Raw genomic sequence first — 15,530 nt, 5'->3', positions numbered from 1 at the left:
GACAGGGGGAGCGTGCCGTAAATGCGACAGCGGCCCGGAGTGCTGGACTCATACGCGCGTGACGACCATAACGACCGCGGCGACGGCACCGCGGGTCCGTCGCTCGCCGGAGGAATCATGGCCCTCAAGGACACGCTGCTGCGCATCTTCACCTGGTGGAACGGGCAGACGATGTCGCTCGCGCTCTATACCGCGCGCAGCGGCCAGTTCGTCGGCTCGGACGAGCTGGGCAACAAATACTACAAGGCGCTGGGCCCGCTGATCGACCGCTCGGTCGGCCCGGAGCGGCGCTGGGTCGTCTATAACGGCTATGCCGACGCCTCCCGCGTGCCGCCGGGCTGGCGGGCGTGGCTGTGCCACAACGGCGACGTCGCCCCGAGCGAGGAGGATTATCAGCCTCGCGAGTGGCAGAAGGCCCATGAGGAGAACCTCACCGGCACGGCAGCCGCCTACCGGCCGAAGGGCTCGCAGCTCTCCTGGGGCCAGCGCCCGGCCGCGACCGGCGACTACGTGCCGTGGACGCCCGCCGAGTAGTCGAAGCCTCGCCGCGCGCCGGGCCGACCGCGCTTCGCCGCAGGGCGGTCGCTGTGCAGCCCGGTTGGAACTTCAGAGCATCCCGGCCCGGCCGCCCTTTTTCCACCACCCTTGGGGTGTTGGAACGGCCGCACCGTTTGCCGGCCACGATGGCCGGCGCCAGACTCAAGAGGGCGCCTTGAGCCGCATCCCCGCAACGATCCTGCGCCGGACCGCGCTCGGCACGCTCGCCCTGGTGCTCTGCGCGCTGCCGGCCTCCGCCGACAAGATCAAGAACCCGACCGCGGTGTTCTCCGGCCTCGACAAGATCACCGGCCGGATCGTGACCTTCGAGGTCGCCATCGACGAGACGGTGCAGTTCGGCGCGCTGCAGATGACGCCGCGGGTCTGCTACTCGCGGCCCCCTACCGAGACGCCGAAGACCACGGCCTTCCTCGAGGTCGATGAGGTGACGCTGGACAGCAAGTACCGGCGCATCTTCACCGGCTGGATGTTCGCGTCGAGCCCCGGTCTGCACGCCATCGAGCACCCGATCTACGATGTGTGGCTGACCGATTGTAAGGGCGGCAGCGACGTGATCGCCGAGGCGAAGGAGCAGGAGGACGTGCCCGCGCTCGCCTCGCGTCAGGACAAACCAAAGAAGAAGGGCGCGGACCCGACCAAGACGGCCTCGCAGGTCAACCAGAACGGTCAGGTCGATGTCGAGGGGCCGCGCGGCGTGCCGGTCCAGCCCAAGCAGAAGCCCTCGCGCAAGTTCTTCCCGAACAACGAGGGTCCGGCCGCGGCCCCGCCGCCGCCGCGCGAGCCGCAATCGATCTTCGACGCGATCTTCCGCTAAGCAGCCCAGGAGCCGTTCCGACCTGATGGCATCAGGTCGAAACGGCTCTCGGTCTGTGGTTTGACGCGCATTCTTTCGACGAACCGGTGACCACTTCGTCGGAATACGCTCTACGACGCCAGCCGCTGCCGCGAGGTCATGAAGGGACCGAGTGGCGGGCGGGTGGCGGCGAAGGAGGCGAGCCCGATCGGGCGCGGCATGCCGACATAGATCGCCTCCATCCCGCCCGAGAGCCGGTAGGCCTCGTGCCAGAAGCCGTTGCCGGCCGGATCGCGGCCGAAATCCCGCCACCACGTCTTGTGCGGGTCCGAGCGGGTGAAGGACTCCAGGCTGTCCAGATCGCGCCAGTACTGCCGCATGCCGATATGGTTAAGGCCGTAGACAAGGTTCTCGTGCGCCAGCAGCCCATCCGGCCGCTCGCGCTGCATCTGGGCCAGCCCGCGCCCGATGCCGAGCAACGCCTTCAAGCCCCGCAGCCGTCCGACGCGAAAGCCGAGATAGACCACGACGAGGCCCGGATAGGCCGAGAGATCGACCGAATCCCGTGCGGGGCGGCCGTTCGCGGCCGCTTGCGTATCCGATGTCTGCATGGCACCAATTTCATGTTTACGGTGTAATCATAGGCGGGCTGCTTACAGTGTCAACATCTAAGGGCGAGGCCAACCCTAGCAAGGGCAGCTACCATCACGGCGACCTGCGCGAGGCCCTGGTCGCGGCGGGTCTGTCGATCTTGGAGGAGGGGGGCGATCCGGCCTCGCTCGGCCTGCGCGAAACCGCGCGCCGGGCGGGTGTCTCGGCGATGGCGCCCTATCGGCACTTCCCGGACAAGGACGCCCTGCTCGCAGCGGTGGCCATCGTCGGCTTCGAGCGGCTGCGCGCGGCCCTGGAGGCGGCGGATCGGGGAGGGGCGGGACGCGAGGCCCTCTACGCGCAAGGGGCGGCCTACGTCGCCTTCGCCTGTGCGCAGCCCGGATTGTTTCGCCTGATGTTCGGCGGCGCGCGTTCCGAACGGCCTCAAGCGTTGTGCGAGGCTTCCGCCGCCGCCTACGCGGTGCTGGCCGAGCGGGTTGCGACGCTGGTGCCGGGGGCAGCCGCCGCCGACGAAGCCCTGCGATCCTGGGCGATCGTCCATGGCATCGCCGCGCTCGTCATCGACGGCTTGCTCGGTGAGGCTGTACGGACCGACCCGCAGGCGGCCGCGGCGCTCGCGAGCCGCCTGCTGCGGCTCGAACCTATCCCTGCCTGAAAGAACGGGATCCCAAAGGGATCATCCCTTTGGCGGGGTATCGGGGCAGCGCCCCTATGTTGTTCCAGGGCTCTGCCCTGGACCCGCGAAAGGACTTGTCCTTTCGAAACCTCGATTAGGACGCGCCGCTCCCGATCCCGAGGGCGGCCAGGGCTTCGGCGCCGCGAAAGACCCGGTCCGGCGGCCCCCACTCGGCCCGCTCGGTGATCGCGGCGGCGAGGTGACGCTTGTAGACGTGCCGCGGCATTTCCTCGACGCCGAACTGGCTCAGGTGCTCGGTCAGGAACTGCGTGTCGGCGAGCCGATAGCCGCCGGAGCGCAGTCGGGCGACGAGGTGGACCAGGGCGACCTTCGAGGCGTCGCGCACCTCGTGGAACATGCTCTCGCCGAAGAAGGCCGCCCCGAGCGAGACACCGTAGAGCCCGCCCGCGAGGCGCCCTTCGTGGTAGACCTCGATCGTGTGGCAATGCCCGAGATCGAACAGCGCGCCGTAGAGGTCGCGGATGCGGGCGTTGATCCAGGTGCGGTCGGTATCCCGGCGCGGGGCGGCGCAGCCCTCGATCACCGCCTCGAAATCCCGGTCGCTGACGACTTCGAACCCGTCGGAGCGCACGGTGCGGGCGAGGCGCTTGGGCACGTGGAAACGGTCGAGGGGCAGCACCCCGCGGGCGCGGGGCTCGACCCAGTAGATCGTCGGATCGTCCGCATCCTCGGCCATCGGGAAGATCCCGGCGGCATAGGCCTTGAGCAGGATGTCGGGCGTGATGTCCACGGTCGGCCTGTCGTGCATCGAAGCGTTGTCGCGCGCTCCGGGCGCGAACACCAGCCGTCCGGAGGCCGCGGGCGTGCCGGTGAGAGCCAGCCGCCCCGCTTTCTCAGCGCCGCGTCTCGACGCCGTTCAGCTCCTCGCGGGCCAGGAAGCCTTCGAGCCAGTGGATGTCGTAGAGGCCGTTCTGCACGTCGGCATTGCGCACCAGCGTGCGGAACAGCGGCAGGGTGGTGTCGATGCCATCGACCACGAACTCGTCGAGGGCCCGGCGCAGGCGCATCAGGCACTCGTTGCGGGTGCGCCCGTGCACGATCAGCTTGCCGATCAGCGAGTCGTAGTTCGACGGAATCCGGTAGCCCTGGAAGGCGGCCGAATCGACCCGAACCCCGAGGCCGCCCGGCGGGTGGAAATAGGTGATCAGCCCCGGCGAGGGTCGGAAGGTCGACGGGTGCTCGGCGTTGATCCGGCACTCGATGGCATGGCCCTCGACCTTGATATCCTCCTGAGCCACCGACAGGCCGCCGCCGGCGGCGACCCGGATCTGCTCGTTCACGAGATCGATCCCGGTGATCATCTCGGTGACGGGGTGCTCCACCTGGATGCGGGTGTTCATCTCGATGAAGTAGAACCGCCCGTCCTCGTAGAGGAACTCGATGGTGCCGGCGCCGAGATAGCCGAGTTCGCGCATGGCGTTGGCGCAGATGCCGCCGATCTCGGCGCGCATCTCTTCGTTGAGGGCGGGCGAGCCGCCTTCCTCCCAGACCTTCTGGTGGCGGCGCTGCAGCGAGCAGTCGCGCTCGGCCAGATGCACCGCCTGCCCATGCCCGTCGCCGAGGATCTGCACCTCGATATGGCGGGGCTTGGTCAGGTACTTCTCGAGATAGACCGCATCGTCGCCGAAGGCGGCCTTGGCCTCGGTGCGGGCCATGTCGAGGGCCTGCTCCAGCTCGCTTTCGGAGCGGGCGACCTTCATGCCGCGCCCACCGCCGCCCGAGGCGGCCTTCACCAGCACGGGATAGCCGATCTCGGCGGCCACGCGCTTGGCTTCGTCCGGATCGGTGACGCCACCCTCCGAGCCCGGCACGCAGGGAATGCCGAGGCGCTTGGCGGTGCGCTTGGCCTCGATCTTGTCGCCCATGATGCGGATATGCTCCGCCTTGGGGCCGATGAAGCCGATATTGTGATGCGCCAGAACCTCGGCGAACCGGGCGTTCTCCGACAGGAAGCCGTAGCCGGGATGCACGGCGTCCGCCCCGGTGATCTCGCAGGCGGCGATGATCGAGGGGATATTGAGGTAGCTGTCGCGGGCGGCCGGCGGGCCGATGCAGACGCTCTCGTCGGCCAGCCGCACATGCATGGCGTCGGCGTCGGCGGTCGAGTGGACCGCCACGGTGGCGATACCGAGCTCCTTCGCGGCCCGCAGAATGCGGAGTGCGATCTCGCCGCGGTTGGCGATCAGGATCTTGTCGAACATCGCGGGGCGGCTACTCGAGAACGAGGAGGGCTTCGCCGTACTCGACCGGCATCCCATCCTCGATGAAGATGGCGGTCACCGTACCGGCGCGGGGCGCGACGATTTCGTTGAAGGTCTTCATGGCCTCGACCAGCAGCAGCTTGTCGCCCGCCTGGACCTTCGTGCCGATCTCGATGAACGGCTTCGCGTCCGGCGAGGGGCGCAGATAGGCGGTGCCGACCATAGGCGAGGGCACGGCGCCGGGATGGCCCGCGCCGGATTTGGCGGGGGCCGGCGCCAGGGCGGCGGGCGGCGCCGCGACCGGTGCCGCCGCAGCGGCCGGGGCCGAGGGCGCCACCTGAACCGAGACCGTCTCGATCTTTCGGGCGACGCGGATGCGCAGATCGCCCTTCTCGACCTCGATCTCGGTCAGATCGGTCTCGGCGACCATCCGGGCGAGTTCGCGCACCAATTCGGGATCGAAGGGTTCGTTCTTGGCCATCGGCTCGTAGTTCTGAGGTCAGGAGGCGGACGGGGTGCGTCCGCGCAGGAGATGGGCGAGGGCGTCGAGCCCCAGGACGTAACTGTGGGCACCGAAGCCCGAAATCAAACCGGCGCAGACCGGTGCAATCCGCGAGACGTGGCGGAAGTCCTCGCGGGCATGGACGTTGGAGAGGTGGATCTCCACCGCCGTCACCCCCGACCCCTTGATCGCGTCACGGAGCGCGATCGAGGTGTGCGTGTAGGCGGCGGCGTTGATGAGCACCCCGGCCCCGGCGGCGCCGGCCTCCTGCACGAACGTCACGAGTTCGCCCTCGTGATTCGTCTGACGGAAGGTCAGGGCGATATCGAGGCGAGCCGCCTGCTCCCGCAGGTTTTGCTCGATGTCGGCGAGCGTGGCGGCGCCGTAGATCCCCGGCTCGCGCTGGCCCAGGAGATTGAGGTTCGGCCCATTGAGGCAGTGAATCGCGATCATGCCGTCCGGCTGCGTCGGCCGGAGGCTTCGCGAACCGCCCGGCAGGAGGGGCGGTCTTAGACGAGTGCGTCGGTGCGCGACAAGGGCGGTTGCCGGCCGGTGGCTCGGCCACGCTTTCAATAAGTCCAGCGTTGTGCCTTGTTCACGAGGAAATCGCGAAACGCCTGGACGCGGGCGACCGAGCGCATCTCCTCGGCATAGACGAGATAGCTCTCCATCGTCGGCATCTCGCTCTCGCGCAGCACCTGGACGAGGCTCTCGTTCCCGTCGACGGCGTAGTCCGGCAGGATGCCGACGCCGACGCCCGCCTCCATCGCCTTGTGAAGGGCGGTGATGTTGTTGACCGTGAAGTGGACCGGACGGCGCTCGTCCCCCTCGCGGCCGATGCTGGCGAGATAGTGGGTCGCGAGCAGATAAGACGGCTCGTTGCCGCCAAACGAGACGAGGCGGTGCTCGTCGAGGTCGCTGATGGTTTTGGGCTCACCGAAACGCTTGACGTAATCGGGGCTCGCGAAGGCGTGATAATGCACCGTGAACAGCCGACGCTGGATCAGGTCGGGCTGGGCCGGGCGGCGCATGCGGATCGCGATATCGGCCTCGCGCATGGCGAGGTCCAGCTCCTCGTTGGTGAGGACCAGCTCGATCCGCACATCCGGATAGAGGTCGAGGAACTCGGAGACGCGCTGCGACAGCCAGGAGGTGCCCAGACCCACCGTCGTCGTCACCCGCAGGTCGCCCGAGGGGCGCTCGCTGGTCTCGACGAGGCGGGCGCGGGTGTTCTCCAGCCTGAGCTTCATGTCGCGCGCGGCGCGAAACAGCAGGTCGCCCTGCTCGGTCAGGATCAGGCCGCGGGCATGCCGGTGGAACAGCGGCGCCTTCAACTCCCGCTCGAGGGCGCTGATCTGCCGGCTCACCGCCGACTGGCTGAGGCCGATGTCGTCGCCCGCCCGCGTGAAGCTCCCGGCCTCCGCGACGTTGAGGAAAATCCGGATCTTGTCCCAATCCAAGGCCGTCACTCCCGCCCGTCGAGGTCGGCCCGTCGCAGTCCACCCCGACGGGAGGCCACGACCTTCGGGCGTTGCACGACGCCAGTCTGTTGCCCTGCCGTGCCCGGCGAAAGGCTTCTTCGCGAAACCTGCCGGCTCCCGCAGCTTTCAGGTTAGGACGGCAAGCTTACAATTTGGTTGCGTCATTTCCGCCATCAACAGGGAAATGCGTATCGAACAACGTCTTGAATGCTTCGACAGCGCCTGATCCCGGCCGGTCTCGGTGTCCGAGACGATGGCGAAGCGGGCGTTCTTTTGAATAGTACTTGAAACGCCCGCGAAACGCCCAGAAGCCGGGCGCCTACTCCGCCGCCGCCTTGGCCGGGCTCTCGCCGACATCGAGATTGGCCAGGAACTTCTCCGCCTCCAACGCGGCCATGCAGCCCATGCCGGCCGCGGTGATCGCCTGACGGTAGACGTCGTCGGTGACGTCGCCGGCCGCGAACACGCCCGGGATTTCGGTCTCGGTGGTGCCCGGCGTCACGGTGATGTAGCCGCCGTGGCGCATCGGCAATTGGCCCTCGAAGATCCCCGTGGCGGGCTGGTGGCCGATCGCCACGAACAGACCGTCGGTGGGCTGCTCGACGATCTGGCCGGAGCGCAGATCCTTCAGGCGCAGATGCGTGACGGAGGGCGGCGTGTCGGAGCCGCAGATCTCCTCCACCGCGTGGTGCCACTTCACCGTGACGTTGGCATGCTTGAACAGGCGCTCCTGCAGGATGCGCTCGGCCCGGAACTCGCCGCGGCGGTGGATCACGGTGACCGACTTGGCGAGGTTGGCCAGATACAGCGCCTCCTCCACCGCGGTATTGCCGCCGCCGACCACGGTCACGTCCTTGCCGCGGAAGAAGAAGCCGTCGCAGGTGGCGCAGGCGGAGACGCCGAAACCCTGGAACTTCGCCTCCGAGGGCAGGCCGAGCCACTTCGCCTGGGCGCCGGTGGCGATGATCAGCGCGTCGCAGGTGTATGTCTCGCCGGAATCGGCCTCGAGCCGGAACGGACGGACCTTGAGATCGACCGCCGTGATGTATTCCGAGACGATCTTGGTGCCGACATGCTCGGCCTGGAGCCGCATCTGCTCCATCAGCCAGGGGCCCTGGATCGCGTCGGCGAAGCCCGGATAATTCTCGACATCGGTCGTGATCATCAGTTGGCCGCCGGGCTGGAAGCCCGAGATCAGCAGGGGCTCGACCATGGCGCGGGCGGCGTAGATCGCGGCGGTGTAGCCGGCCGGCCCGGAACCGATGATGACGAGCCTCGCATGGGTATGGGCCATCTGTGCCGTCTCCTATCAGCGGCGTCCCGATCCTTGGGCGCCGGCTGTTCGTTGTTTGTGTAGCCTCGCACAGAGTCTGACACGAGGAAGGCAAAAATTTCTTCCCAAAGCCGAGAGCGCTGGGAAAACTGCCCGTCTCAGAACGGCCCGCGCGGGGCGGATGTCGGTTCGGCCGCGCGCGGCGCCGCCGCCACAGCGTCGCCTGCCAAGCGCGCGCGGTGCCGCTGGTAAGCCTCCGCCAGGGCCGCGGCGATCTCCGGTGTTGCGTCGATCGGGGCGTAGCGCAGCGCCTCCAGGCGCCCGATGAACGGCTTCAGCGCGCCGGCCATGGCGAGGCCCGCGAACATCCGCCGATGGCGGATATAGGTACGCGGCAGGTCGAACAGCAGGAGGGGCACGCCGGTGCTGGCGGCCTCGCCGACCATGTTGGCGGAATCGGAGGTGACGACGATGTGGTCGGCGATCGCCAGCATGCCGACATAGGGGTTCGCGCCGCTGCCGTCCCAGAAGAAGCCGCCCTTCTCCTTCACTAGGTTTTCGAGGGCCGTGCGCAGGTCCGGCGGCGTGCGCCGGGAGACCGTCAGCATCAGCGAGCAGCCGCCATCGGCCAGCTTGGTGAGATCGCGCACGAGCCGCTGCATGTCGGCTTTGCGGTAGCGCAGATGCCGGCTGTCTCCGCCGATCAGCACGGCGATGCGCGGCCAGGGCAGGCGCGCGAGACGCGGATCGGGCGTCGTGCGGGCCGCGTCGAGCCGGGCGCGGGAGACGGGATGCGGCGCGGTGAGCGTCGTGAAGACATTGGGGCCGCGCAGGTCGTCGTAGTCGGGAACCCAGATGAAATCCGCGGTCTCGTGGCCGGTGCGCGGATCCTTGAGGAAGGCGGTAAAGGTCGTCTCGTCCGAGGCGCGGCGCACGGCGCGCAGATAGGGCACGGCGCGCCGCCCCGACGCGATCAGCAGATCGGGGAGCGGGCCTTGCAGCAGGCCGCCGGCCCGGCCCGGCGCGTCCCGTGGGTCGATCGGCCCCCAGGGGGCCATCCAGGTCAGGGGCCGGCCGTCCGGAATCCGTCGGGTCTCGTAGGGGACGCCGAGCGCCTCGGCGATGCCGATGCACTGGTTCTCGTCGCCGGCCTTGCCGTCGGTGAGGATCCAGGCGCGGGCCCGCGCGAGTTCCGGCGGTACGCGGCCGTCGGCCTTTGCCGGCCCCTGTTCGTTCACGCGACGCAAACCTTCGATCCCACCAAACCCGGCCTACTGTGCCGGGAGCCTGCGCCGAAGCCACTGCGCGTAGTGCTCGGCCAGGGCCGCGACCCGCCGCCGCTCGGAGGCCGGATCGTACCACGCGCCGCCGGAACTCGCTGGCAGGGCCGAGAGCTGGGGATGGCGCGCGAGGATCTCGCCCCCACGGCTGACCAGCAAAGCCTCGCCGTCGAGATAGTCCGTCGTGCCGCTGCCGCCGAGGCTGCTGCGGTCGCCACCCTGCGCACCGCCATAGGCGGCCAGCGACAGGCCGCTCACGCGCACCACCAGCGTCGGCGCGCCGCGGACGATGCGGTCACTGAAGCTGCGCCGCATCGCCTCGGTCAGAACCGCGCGCAGAAGCTCCGTCTGCGGACCGCGGGCATAGACTTCTAGGGGGCGCACATCGACGGCGATGGCGCCGACCCGGTCGAAGTCCTGCGCCGCGGCCGGAACGCTGAGCACGACCCCGGCCAGGAGGCCGAACGCGGCCGCGAGGCTGGGGACGCGCATGAGGGTCAGGCTCCCCACTCGACGGCGACAACCTCGTAGGACTTGCCGCCGCCGGGGGTCGTGACCTCCACCGTGTCGCCGACGGCCTTGCCGATCAGGGCGCGGGCGATGGGCGAGGAGATCGAGACGCGGCCCTCGCGCACATCCGCCTCCGGCTCGCCGACGAGCTGGTAGGTCTTCTCCTCCTCGGTATCCTCGTCCAGCAGCTTCACGCGGGCACCGAACTTGATCTTGGAGCCGGACAGCTTCGAGGTGTCGATGATCTCGGCGCGCGCGATCATGCTCTCCAGTTCGAGCACCCGGCCCTCGTTGTGGGACTGGGCCTCCTTGGCGGCATGATACTCGGCGTTCTCGGAGAGGTCGCCCAGCGCGCGGGCTTCGGAGATCGCCTGGATGATCCGGGGGCGTTCCACCTGCTGGCGACGCTTCAGCTCCTCCTCGAGGGCTGCGTAGCCGCGTGCCGTGATGGGAAGCTTGTCGATGCTCATGGTCTCGCGCCACAATGAAGAGGCCCGGCCGGAGCGACATGCTCCTTCCGGGCCGGGATAACGGCTCTCGATTGCGTGCTCTTGGGCCGCCCGCTTCCGCTCGGCGGGCCGCCCGGCACACGAACGTCTATTTAGGCCGCGAAGTATTCCTGCAAGGCGCGAACCTGAAGATCGCCTTCAAGGTAGGCCTTGATCCCCTCGGCCGCCGCCATCGCGCCGGCGAGAGTGGTGTAGTACGGCACTTTATGCAAGAGGGCCGCCCGCCTCAGGGAGCGTGAGTCGGACAGCGCACCGGCACCCTCGGTCGTGTTGATGACCAGTGCGATATCGCCGTTCTTGATCGAGTCGACGATGTGGGGACGGCCCTCCAGCACCTTGTTGATGCGCTGGGTCGGGATGCCCTCGTCCGCGAGGTAGCGCTGCGTGCCGCCGGTCGCCAGGATGGTGAAGCCGAGGCCGGCGAGCTGCCGGATCGCCGGCAGCACGCGGGGCTTGTCGTCGTCGCGCACGGAGACGAACACCGTGCCGGTGCGCGGCACCGCCGTGCCCGAACCGAGCTGGCTCTTGGCGAAGGCCACGCCGAACCCGGCATCCAGCCCGATCACCTCGCCGGTCGAGCGCATCTCCGGTCCGAGCAGCACATCGACGCCGGGGAAGCGGGCGAAGGGGAACACCGCCTCCTTCACCGCGATATGGTCGAGCCGCTTCGGCTTGAGGCCGAAGGCGTCGAGGGGCTCGCCGGCCATGATCCGCGCGGCGATCTTGGCGATCGGCTCGCCGATCACCTTGGCGACGAAGGGCACCGTGCGCGAGGCACGCGGGTTCACCTCCAGCACGTAGATCGTGCCGTCCTTGATCGCGTATTGCACGTTCATCAGGCCGCCGACCTTGAGGGCCAGCGCCATCGCCTTCGTCTGCCGCTCCAACTCGGCGAGGATCTCGGGCGAAAGCGTGCGCGGCGGCAGCGAGCAGGCGCTGTCCCCCGAGTGGATGCCCGCTTCCTCGATGTGCTCCATGATGCCGGCGATGAACACCGTCTGCCCGTCGCAGACCGCATCGACATCGACCTCGGTCGCATCCGACAGGTAGCGGTCGAACAGCAGCGGGTTCTTGCCCAGCACCGTGTTGATCTGCCCCGTCTTGTCGTTGGGGTAGCGCGACTTGATGTCGGAGGGGATCAGGCTCGGCAGCGTGCCGAGCAGGTACTCGGCGAACTGCGCCTCGTCATGGATAATCGCCATGGCCCGCCCGCCGAGCACGTAGCTCGGGCGCACCACGAAGGGCAGGCCGAGTTCGGCCGCGACGAGCCGGCTCTGCTCCACCGAGTAGGCGATGCCGTTCTTGGGCTGCTTGAGGCCGAGCTTGTCCAGCAGGCGCTTGAACTGGTCGCGGTCCTCGGCGAGGTCGATGGCGTCGGGCGAGGTACCGAGGATCGGCACGCCGGCGGCCTCGAGGGCGCGAGCGAGCTTGAGCGGGGTCTGGCCGCCGAACTGCACGATCACGCCGTGCAGCGTGCCCGCCTGCCGCTCGGTCTCGACGATCTCCAGGACATCCTCTTCGGTGAGCGGCTCGAAATAGAGCCGATCGGAGGTGTCGTAGTCGGTCGAGACCGTCTCCGGGTTGCAGTTGACCATGATGGTCTCGTAGCCGGCTTCCGTCAGCGCGAAGCAGGCGTGGCAGCAGCAATAGTCGAACTCGATGCCCTGGCCGATCCGGTTCGGGCCGCCGCCGAGGATGATGACCTTCTTCTTGTCCGACGGGTACGCCTCGTCCGCGGTTTGGCCGGCGAAGGGGGCGACATAGGTCGAGTACATGTAGGCGGTCGGCGCCTTGAACTCGGCGGCGCAGGTGTCGATCCGCTTGAAGACCGGGCGCACGCCGAGGCCCCGGCGGGCGGCGCGCACGGCGCCCTCGTCGGTGTCGGTCAGCACGGCCAGCCGCGCATCGGAGAAGCCGGCCGCCTTGAGCTGGCGGAAGGCGCCCGGGGTCTTGGGCAGGCCATGCGCCTTTACCCGGTTCTCCAGATCGACGATGGCCTGGAGCTGTTCGAGGAACCACGGATCGATCGCGCAGGAGGCGTAGATCTCCTCGTGGCTGATCCCGAGCCGCATCGCCTGCGCGACCTTGAGAAGCCGGTCCGGCGTCGGCGTGCCGAGCGCGGCCTTGATCGCGTTGTGGTCGTCGCCCTTGCCGAGCCCCTCGATCTCGATCTCGTCGAGGCCGGTCAGCCCCGTCTCCAGCGAGCGCAGGGCCTTCTGCAGGGATTCCGCGAAGCAGCGGCCGATCGCCATGGCCTCGCCCACCGACTTCATCGCGGTGGTCAGCGTTGGCTCGGCGCCGGGGAATTTTTCAAAGGCGAAGCGCGGGATCTTGGTGACGACGTAGTCGATCGTCGGCTCGAACGAGGCCGGGGTCGCGCCGCCGGTGATGTCGTTGGCGATCTCGTCGAGTGTGTAGCCGACGGCGAGCTTGGCCGCGACCTTGGCGATCGGGAAGCCGGTGGCCTTCGAGGCCAGCGCCGAGGAGCGCGACACGCGCGGGTTCATCTCGATCACGATCATCCGGCCCGTCTTCGGGTCGATCGCGAACTGGACGTTCGAGCCGCCGGTCTCGACGCCGATCTCGCGCAGAACCGCGAGCGAGGCGTCGCGCATCACCTGATATTCTTTGTCGGTGAGCGTCAGCGCCGGGGCGACGGTGATCGAGTCGCCGGTATGGACGCCCATCGGATCGAGGTTCTCGATGGAGCAGACGATGATGCAGTTATCCGCCTTATCGCGGACGACCTCCATCTCGTACTCCTTCCAGCCGAGCACGCTTTCCTCGATCAGCACCTCGTTGGTCGGCGAGGCATCGATGCCGCGCTCGACGATCTCGAGGAATTCCTCCCGGTTGTAGGCGATGCCGCCACCGGTGCCGCCCATGGTGAAGGAGGGGCGGATGATCGCCGGCAGGCCGACTTCGGCGAGCGCGATCAGCGCCTGACCCAGCGCGTGCTCGATGTAGCGCCGCCGCCGGTCGCCCTCGCCGCCGCTCCATTGCCGATCGAATTCGGCGAGCGCCGCCGCGCGGACGGCCGGATCCGACTGTGCCGCCTCGATGCGCGCCTTCTCGGCGAGATAGCGGTCGCGGTCGGCCTTCTTGGCGGCCGAGGCGTTGGCGAGCGCCGATTTCGGGGTCTCCAGGCCGATCTTGGTCATCGCGTCGCGGAAGAGGTTGCGGTCCTCCGCCTTGTCGATGGCCTCCGCGGTCGCGCCGATCATCTGCACGCCGAACTTTTCCAGCACGCCCATGCGCTTCAGCGAGAGCGCGCAGTTGAGCGCCGTCTGTCCGCCCATGGTGGGCAGCAGCGCGTCGGGCCGCTCCTTCTCGATGATCTTGGCGACGATCTCCGGGGTGATCGGCTCGACATAGGTGGCGTCGGCCATGTCCGGGTCGGTCATGATCGTCGCCGGGTTCGAGTTCACCAGAACGATCCGGTAGCCCTCTTCCCGCAGGGCCTTGCAGGCCTGGGTGCCGGAATAATCGAATTCGCAGGCCTGCCCGATGATGATGGGGCCCGCACCGATGATGAGAATGGAGGAGATGTCGGTGCGTTTCGGCATTGAGCGCCTTGAAGCGAGTTCGCGCGCGCTCGCCCTCGCGCACCGCCGTTTCGAAGGCGGCGCCAAGGGGGCGCAGGCGCTGGGATGATCGTCAAGCCCCGCGTTTACACGCAGCCGCGCAGGTTTGAAAGGCCCGCCGCGTTCGGCCCCGCGCCGCTTCTCGCGATCCGTATCTCAAAATGTAATAATTCGATTTATTAAATAATGACCGATTTGATGCTCGGAGAAAGACTCGATATTACGCATTCGTCGATATCGATCGTCGATTATATCAAGAGTCATTACGAGGAAACGAATGATGATCTTCAGAGCCCTGATCGCGGCGGCTGCGCTCGCCATCGCCCTGCCGGCGGCGGCCGACGAGGTGTCGGTCAAGATGCTCAACAGCGGGCCGGGCGGGATGATGGTGTTCGATCCTGCACTCGTGCGGCTGAAGCCCGGCGACAGCATCAAGTTCCTGCCGACCGACAAGGGGCACAACGTCGAGACGATCAAGGGCATGGCCCCGGACGGCGCCGAATACGTCAAGACGACCGTGGGTCAGGAAGCCGTGGTCAAGTTCGACAAGGAGGGCGTCTACGGCTTCAAATGCGCGCCGCACTACATGATGGGGATGGTCGCCCTCGTGGTGGTCGGCGACAAGCGCGACAACCTGGAAGCCGCCAAGAGCGTCCAGCACAGCAAGCTGACGCAGAAGCGCCTGGATCCGCTCTTCGCGCAGATTCAGTAAAGGTGACCGGCGGCCCGGCCGCGTCCGGGCCGCTTCGCCTCAGTCGCCCGCCATCACCAGCGCCCAGAAGCGCTTGTAGCGCGTTGCCGGAGCGTCGAACCGGGCGATGCCGACGCGCCGGAGCTGCGGCATCAGCATGTTGCGGTTGTGCTCGGGCGAGGCCTTCCAGCGGGCGAGCACTTGATCGAAGGTCTCGGAGCCGGCGCTCAGGTTCTCCGAGGCGTAGCGCCTGCCGAAACCGGCGCCCGCCATGCGGCTGTCGAAGCTTCCGGCGATCTCGTGGCTGAGCCGCCCGGCCCGCGCATTGGCCTGTGCCTGGAACGAGGCCGCGGAGATCAGGCGGGAATCGATGACGACGGAGCTCAGCCCGTGCTGCGCCCTGTAACGGGAGATCGCGGCGGCGGCAGCCTGTTCGTCGAGAATCACCGGCACGGCCGGCACGCCCGCATCGAGAACGGGTGATCCCCCGCAGCCGGCCAATGTCAGGGTGATGAGAGCCGCGGCAGCGGACAGGCGCAGATTCGGCATCGAACGGTGGGGGCTGCAGCGTGAGTCGGATGCGCCCGCTTCCCTGGCCGTTGCGGCAAAACCGGGGCGCCCACGGCTCGCACTCGCCAAAGCGCGCGGCTTGTGGCGCATCAGCTACGCCAGGCGAGGCACGCAGATCGAGCAATGATTACGACTGATTGTCTGAGGGGGGTGGAATTCTCATGTCCCGGTCGGATCGACATCGGTGACATGGCGCGGGCGACGGGGCTCGAACCCGCGACCTCCGGCGTGACAGGCCGGCACTCTAACCAACTGAGCTACGCCCGCGT

16 protein-coding genes and 1 tRNA gene are annotated in these 15,530 nt (G+C 68.1%); 4 read left to right on the top strand and 13 right to left on the bottom strand.

Annotated elements, in window-relative coordinates; translation table 11 throughout:
- Window positions 1-117 precede the first annotated feature (117 nt).
- Together ASF53_RS24200 and ASF53_RS24195 are read left to right on the top strand one after the other, a co-directional pair.
- The gene (locus ASF53_RS24200; RefSeq protein ID WP_012752230.1) at window positions 118-534 is read left to right on the top strand and encodes an NADH:ubiquinone oxidoreductase subunit NDUFA12; all 417 of its coding nucleotides are present in this window, start codon (window positions 118-120) and stop codon (window positions 532-534) included.
- 178 nt (window positions 535-712) lie between these two features.
- Window positions 713-1,372 carry a DUF2155 domain-containing protein gene (locus tag ASF53_RS24195; protein ID WP_056205103.1) on the top strand — a complete coding sequence of 220 codons (660 nt, stop codon included), beginning with the start codon at window positions 713-715 and terminating at the stop codon, window positions 1,370-1,372.
- Between the two features lie 110 nt (window positions 1,373-1,482).
- Here the strand turns inward: ASF53_RS24195 and ASF53_RS24190 are convergent, their stop codons facing one another.
- Window positions 1,483-1,962: a DUF4188 domain-containing protein gene (locus ASF53_RS24190; RefSeq protein WP_056205100.1), complete on the bottom strand. Its 480-nt coding sequence runs from the start codon at window positions 1,960-1,962 to the stop codon at window positions 1,483-1,485.
- A 47-nt stretch (window positions 1,963-2,009) separates the two neighbouring features.
- On the opposite strand from ASF53_RS24190, the gene ASF53_RS24185 reads away from it, so the two are divergent.
- On the top strand, window positions 2,010-2,618 hold the full coding sequence (locus ASF53_RS24185) for a TetR/AcrR family transcriptional regulator (protein WP_056205096.1): 609 nt from the start codon (window positions 2,010-2,012) through the stop codon (window positions 2,616-2,618).
- Between the two features lie 115 nt (window positions 2,619-2,733).
- On the opposite strand, the gene aat is transcribed toward ASF53_RS24185, so the two are convergent.
- From aat to carB, 10 genes are all read right to left on the bottom strand, one after another.
- Window positions 2,734-3,408: a leucyl/phenylalanyl-tRNA--protein transferase gene (aat, locus tag ASF53_RS24180; RefSeq protein WP_056205291.1), complete on the bottom strand. Its 675-nt coding sequence runs from the start codon at window positions 3,406-3,408 to the stop codon at window positions 2,734-2,736.
- An 85-nt stretch (window positions 3,409-3,493) separates the two neighbouring features.
- Window positions 3,494-4,861 carry an acetyl-CoA carboxylase biotin carboxylase subunit gene (gene accC, locus ASF53_RS24175; protein WP_056205092.1) on the bottom strand — a complete coding sequence of 456 codons (1,368 nt, stop codon included), beginning with the start codon at window positions 4,859-4,861 and terminating at the stop codon, window positions 3,494-3,496.
- A 10-nt stretch (window positions 4,862-4,871) separates the two neighbouring features.
- On the bottom strand, window positions 4,872-5,342 hold the full coding sequence (gene accB / locus ASF53_RS24170; protein WP_056205090.1) for an acetyl-CoA carboxylase biotin carboxyl carrier protein: 471 nt from the start codon (window positions 5,340-5,342) through the stop codon (window positions 4,872-4,874).
- A gap of 18 nt (window positions 5,343-5,360) precedes the next feature.
- On the bottom strand, window positions 5,361-5,816 hold the full coding sequence (gene aroQ / locus ASF53_RS24165; RefSeq protein ID WP_056205087.1) for a type II 3-dehydroquinate dehydratase: 456 nt from the start codon (window positions 5,814-5,816) through the stop codon (window positions 5,361-5,363).
- Window positions 5,817-5,932: 116 nt separating this feature from the next.
- Window positions 5,933-6,823: a LysR family transcriptional regulator gene (locus ASF53_RS24160; protein WP_003598214.1), complete on the bottom strand. Its 891-nt coding sequence runs from the start codon at window positions 6,821-6,823 to the stop codon at window positions 5,933-5,935.
- Window positions 6,824-7,163: 340 nt separating this feature from the next.
- Complete coding sequence (trxB, locus tag ASF53_RS24155) at window positions 7,164-8,138, bottom strand: thioredoxin-disulfide reductase (RefSeq protein WP_056205084.1); 975 nt, start codon at window positions 8,136-8,138, stop codon at window positions 7,164-7,166.
- A gap of 137 nt (window positions 8,139-8,275) precedes the next feature.
- Entirely contained in the window at window positions 8,276-9,355 is a 1,080-nt protein-coding gene (locus tag ASF53_RS24150; RefSeq protein ID WP_156635811.1) for a mitochondrial fission ELM1 family protein, read from the bottom strand.
- Between the two features lie 33 nt (window positions 9,356-9,388).
- Window positions 9,389-9,889: a hypothetical protein gene (locus ASF53_RS24145; protein WP_056205072.1), complete on the bottom strand. Its 501-nt coding sequence runs from the start codon at window positions 9,887-9,889 to the stop codon at window positions 9,389-9,391.
- A 5-nt stretch (window positions 9,890-9,894) separates the two neighbouring features.
- The gene (gene greA, locus ASF53_RS24140) at window positions 9,895-10,371 is read right to left on the bottom strand and encodes a transcription elongation factor GreA (RefSeq protein WP_173390180.1); all 477 of its coding nucleotides are present in this window, start codon (window positions 10,369-10,371) and stop codon (window positions 9,895-9,897) included.
- 137 nt (window positions 10,372-10,508) lie between these two features.
- The gene (gene carB / locus ASF53_RS24135; RefSeq protein WP_056205069.1) at window positions 10,509-13,982 is read right to left on the bottom strand and encodes a carbamoyl-phosphate synthase large subunit; all 3,474 of its coding nucleotides are present in this window, start codon (window positions 13,980-13,982) and stop codon (window positions 10,509-10,511) included.
- A gap of 295 nt (window positions 13,983-14,277) precedes the next feature.
- On the opposite strand from carB, the gene ASF53_RS24130 reads away from it, so the two are divergent.
- Window positions 14,278-14,712, top strand: a complete 435-nt coding sequence (locus ASF53_RS24130; RefSeq protein WP_056205066.1) for a pseudoazurin — start codon at window positions 14,278-14,280, stop codon at window positions 14,710-14,712.
- Between the two features lie 39 nt (window positions 14,713-14,751).
- Here the strand turns inward: ASF53_RS24130 and ASF53_RS24125 are convergent, their stop codons facing one another.
- Window positions 14,752-15,240, bottom strand: coding sequence for a CAP domain-containing protein (locus tag ASF53_RS24125; RefSeq protein ID WP_056205063.1), 489 nt, complete (start codon window positions 15,238-15,240; stop codon window positions 14,752-14,754).
- A 211-nt stretch (window positions 15,241-15,451) separates the two neighbouring features.
- A tRNA-Asp gene (locus tag ASF53_RS24120) sits at window positions 15,452-15,528 on the bottom strand.
- Window positions 15,529-15,530 lie beyond the last annotated feature (2 nt).

The organism is Methylobacterium sp. Leaf123, from assembly GCF_001423405.1.
Classification (GTDB): domain Bacteria; phylum Pseudomonadota; class Alphaproteobacteria; order Rhizobiales; family Beijerinckiaceae; genus Methylobacterium.
The sequence above is the reverse complement of the archived record's forward strand: the minus strand, read 5'-3'. Positions and strand labels throughout refer to the sequence as shown.